Source organism: Microcystis sp. M53603_WE2 (assembly GCF_030065435.1).
On the sequence record NZ_JASJFF010000492.1, the window covers coordinates 1 to 4096 of the forward strand.

Annotated in this window: 5 protein-coding genes and 1 pseudogene; 4 read left to right on the forward strand and 2 right to left on the reverse strand. The window is 45.3% G+C overall.

Annotated elements, in window-relative coordinates; all coding sequences use genetic code 11:
- Nucleotides 1-29: 29 nt before the first annotated feature.
- The 4 genes and pseudogenes from PX481_RS10220 to PX481_RS10235 all read left to right on the forward strand — a co-directional run.
- A pseudogene (locus tag PX481_RS10220) lies at nucleotides 30-221 on the forward strand (hypothetical protein); the annotation flags it as partial.
- Between the two features lie 35 nt (nucleotides 222-256).
- The gene (locus tag PX481_RS10225) at nucleotides 257-577 is read left to right on the forward strand and encodes a DUF4258 domain-containing protein (RefSeq protein WP_288094536.1); all 321 of its coding nucleotides are present in this window, start codon (nucleotides 257-259) and stop codon (nucleotides 575-577) included.
- Nucleotides 565-780, forward strand: a complete 216-nt coding sequence (locus tag PX481_RS10230) for a DUF2283 domain-containing protein (protein ID WP_002764315.1) — start codon at nucleotides 565-567, stop codon at nucleotides 778-780. Before PX481_RS10225 ends, PX481_RS10230 begins: the two co-directional genes overlap by 13 nt.
- 547 nt (nucleotides 781-1327) lie before the next feature.
- Nucleotides 1328-2248, forward strand: a complete 921-nt coding sequence (locus PX481_RS10235; RefSeq protein ID WP_288094537.1) for an ROK family protein — start codon at nucleotides 1328-1330, stop codon at nucleotides 2246-2248.
- An 87-nt stretch (nucleotides 2249-2335) separates the two neighbouring features.
- On the opposite strand, the gene PX481_RS10240 is transcribed toward PX481_RS10235, so the two are convergent.
- Both PX481_RS10240 and PX481_RS10245 read right to left on the reverse strand, forming a co-directional pair.
- Complete coding sequence (locus PX481_RS10240; protein ID WP_288058498.1) at nucleotides 2336-2938, reverse strand: Crp/Fnr family transcriptional regulator; 603 nt, start codon at nucleotides 2936-2938, stop codon at nucleotides 2336-2338.
- Nucleotides 2939-3217: 279 nt separating this feature from the next.
- Entirely contained in the window at nucleotides 3218-3856 is a 639-nt protein-coding gene (locus PX481_RS10245) for an LON peptidase substrate-binding domain-containing protein (RefSeq protein WP_002739408.1), read from the reverse strand.
- Nucleotides 3857-4096 lie beyond the last annotated feature (240 nt).

The following is a 4096-nucleotide window of genomic DNA, read 5'->3' on the forward strand; positions in this document are numbered from 1 at the left end:
GCGCAGTTTATAGAATTTAGCTGGAATTTATGAATCATTTTCTGCATTCTTTCACTGTTTTTCCTGATTCTGCCCGAAAATCTCGCTCTTACTCCCTGGGTAAACTGCGACGACCCTTAATCTTCCTGTTTACCGTCGGTTATCGTTTCTATAATCAGCCAAAATTGGCCGTCGGGACTATTTCTCCGGTCACAATTATCGCCCCCGAAGATGCCAGTTTTCATCTTGACTAAGAATTTGCTGATGAGGACAAAACATGAGCAAAAATGATCCATTTTTTGAGATTTTAACCCTTCTTAATTGTACGATCTGCGTCACTGTTACCTATTGGGAAATTATCACCCAGATAAAACATCCTATAATGAAAGGACAAGAAAAATTAGTCCAAGAAACCCTTAGCCAACCTGATGAAATTCGACGTAGCCGCAGTGATCCCAATGTTTATCTTTTTTATCAATTTCAACGACCAAAACGTTGGCTCTGTGCCATTATCCGAAAACTCAATGGTGATGGCTTCCTAATTACCACTTATCCCACCGATGCAATTAAAGAAGGGGAAATTTTATGGCAGAAGTAAACGTTTATTATGATCCGATGGGCAATACCTTAACCGTGTGGTTTGGCGATCGCTCCTCGGAATATCTCTGCGAAGAAACCGGCGACGAAGTTATTTTAATGAAAAATCAAAAAGGCGAAGTTATTGGTTTTGAAAAACTTAACTATAGGATTTCTGAGAACAGGAATCTGAAAATTTCCCTAGAAACCGCCATCCCTGTTTAAACAATAAAGGCCAAAAATGACACTTAAGTAGCTGGGTTATAATTAAATTAAAAATGGATTTTAGGTTCGATCCCCCCTGCCCCCCTTGATAAGGGGGGTGCCGATAGGCGGGGGGAGCTACCCTTGATAAGGGGGGTGCCGATAGGCGGGGGGAGCTACCCTTGATAAGGGGGGTGCCGATCCCCCCTTAATCCCCCCTTAATAAGGGGGGCATCTGATAATTTTTAACGCCTACCTACTTAAAAATGGGTAAAAATCAGGAGTTAAGCTGCCGGTGTCCAAAGTATAGGAGAAATTTGGGGCTAATCAATCAGCTAGTTTTGCCGGTTTAGCCGAATTATCCTCTCGATCACATCTAACTGCGAAAAAAACCGCCAAAAAGAGTGATAATAAACCTAAGTGGGTGGGTGGAATTAAATATAAGATGAACGTAGGTTGGGTTGAAGCATGAAACCCAACCTACGATTATGTTACGCTACCGCTAACCCATCCTACAAATAATTATGCCTCCCTACTTAGCTATTCCCAGAGTAACAAGGAAAGCCCGATGGTGAAAACAGTCATAGGTGTCGATTTAGGTGGAACCGCTATTAAAATTGGTAAATTTGACCAAGAGGGCAATTGTCTCGAATCTCTCACCTTACCCACTCCCCAACCCGCTACACCCAAAGAAGTCGCCCATACCATACATCAAGGCATTTGTCAAGTAAATTTAGATAAAAGTTGTCAAGCGCTCGGTGTGGGAACGCCAGGTCCGGCGGATGCTCAGGGAAGAATTGTCAAAATAGCGATTAATTTGGCAGGATGGCGGGATATTCCCCTCGCCGATTGGTTAGAGGAAAGCACGGGAATGCCGACAATTTTAGCCAATGATGCCAATTGTGCCGGTTTAGGGGAAGCTTGGTTAGGAGCGGGCAAACGCTTTCAAAACTTGATCCTGTTAACCTTGGGGACGGGAGTAGGAGGGGCAATTATCCTCGATGGTAACTTATTTGTCGGCAGCAAGGGAACGGCCGCAGAATTAGGTTTAATAACCCTCAATTTTGACGGTCCATTGTGCAATAGCGGTAATCAGGGTTCCTTAGAACAATACGTCTCCCTGCAAGCTATTCGCCGGATGACTGGCAAAGAACCGAAGCAATTGGCAGAATTGGCCGAAAAAGGCGATCGAGAGGCTTTAGAATTCTGGCAGGGTTACGGTTGTTTACTGGGGGCTGGTATCGCCAGTTTACTCTATGTTCTCACCCCAGAGGCGGTAATTATCGGCGGCGGTATTAGCGCCAGTGCTAAGTTTTTCTTTCCCTCTCTCCTCACAGAAATCGAAAGACGGGTTTTACCTAGTTCCAGAGAAGGATTAGAGGTATTAACGGCCGAGTTAGGTAATGGCGCCGGCATGGTGGGGGCTGCTAAATTAGCTTGGCAATTAGTGGACTTGCGCGGGGATTCTATTATGGCTGGGTCTGAATAAAATTGTCTGACTTGAAAGAGGGTGTGGGGTGTAGGGAAAGAAACCTCTTTCATCTGTGGGGGTGAAAATTTTTTCATCAGGACTGAGTTAATCGTGAATGATTAAATGGCGATCGCAATCGCTGCTCACCGCTCCCTGACGCTGAAATTCGCCTAATAAACGCGTCACCGTTACCCTTGTAGTACCGATAGCATTGGCGAGATTTTGATGGGTTAAACGGATCTTTAAACGACTGCCTTGGGCGATTGGTTCTCCCATTTCCCGCTTTAATAGCTGTAGTAACTGCTGGAGACGTTCCTCCACTCGTTTGATTCCTGCGATCGCAAGTAGGGATTCCGTTTGTTGTTGACGACGGATCATTTGATTTAACATCATCCTGGTTAATTCCGCCGAATTTTCCACTTCGGCGATCGTGTACCACTTTAGGTACAGTTCCGACAAGGCTCTGGCGTGATAGGATTCCAGATGGGTCAAATTTAAGCCAAAAAAGTGGGATGAATGAACCCAGCCTAGTAAAATTTCCTCCCCACTCTCAGATACTTGACTTAGTTGCGCCATACCCCGATAAACTTGCCAGACTCCATCAACCACCAGAGGAATATTTTCCCCGCGATCATAAAAATGGAGCCGACGACTCTCGCTATAGTCTTCTCGGAAGGGTGAGGAGTTGGGATTATAGGTCAGCAACATGATCAAAGTTCTCCTAGGTGAGGGGCTAACAATTTTAACCCCACTCTACTGTATCAAGGTAAACATTAGGTAATCCCCAGATTAACAGTTATCAGTGGGTCAGTTATCAGTTATCAGTGGGTCAGTTATCAGTTCACCGATTACTGATTACTGTTCACTGTTCACTGAAATAATACTAAATCCGTTGAGTAACGCACAGAAAACGGGTTTCTCGGAGAAACCCGTTTTCTGCTCATGTCCCCCATTTCCCTCTCCCGCAGCTGAAAAACCTACAGATTATTAATTTAAAGCATCTTTAAGAGCCGTGCGAGCGGCCAGATGATTGCGGGTTGAGGTGAGAATTTCCGATTCTCGTTGGAGACGACTGACTGTATCGAGCATTTCTAATAAAGCTTGTTGTTCCCCGGCCACACCGTAGAGATTACCCGCCACCCAGTAGGATAATTCCAGGGGAAGACTAGGCAAATCGTCGGGGAGTTCAATTTTTTGAGCGGTTAATTTGGCTGATAGATGAACCACATCCCGCAGCAGTCGATCCACTTCTTTGGCCAGAGGTCGCAGATCTTGGGTGGTGGGGACATCTTCAATCCACTCCACCAAACCGACGCGATAGGGTTTTTCCCGGACGTATTCTAGGACACGGAAACGCTGTTGACCGATGGTGAGAATTTTTAAGCGATCATCCGGGAGACGTTGACAACGGACAACTTCCGCACAACTGCCGACTTTAGCGATTTCTCCCGTGGCTGGATCTACCATTAAGACCCCAAAACGGCGATCTTCTTCCAATATCGTATTCATCATAATCCGATAGCGAAACTCGAAGATGTGCAGGGGCAGAGGACGACCCGGGAATAAAACAACTTCGGGTAGGGGAAAGAGAGGTAATTCTCTAACGGCAATGGAAGAAGTGGCCATAGGTTTAGTGAAAAAAAACCGATCTTCTCTTATTTTTACACAATCCCCCCTGAACCGCTAGGCAAGGGCAATAGACAGGAGGCAGCCTTGAATCAGTAAACAGTTATCAGCTTCTGAAGGCAAGAGGCAACAGGCACTCGTGCAAAAGACAGAATCTGACAATTCTCCTACCTAAAAAGAAGGTTAGAAACTAAGCACATCAAAGCTTTTAGCTTAACCAATTAGGTCTTAGATTCGGCC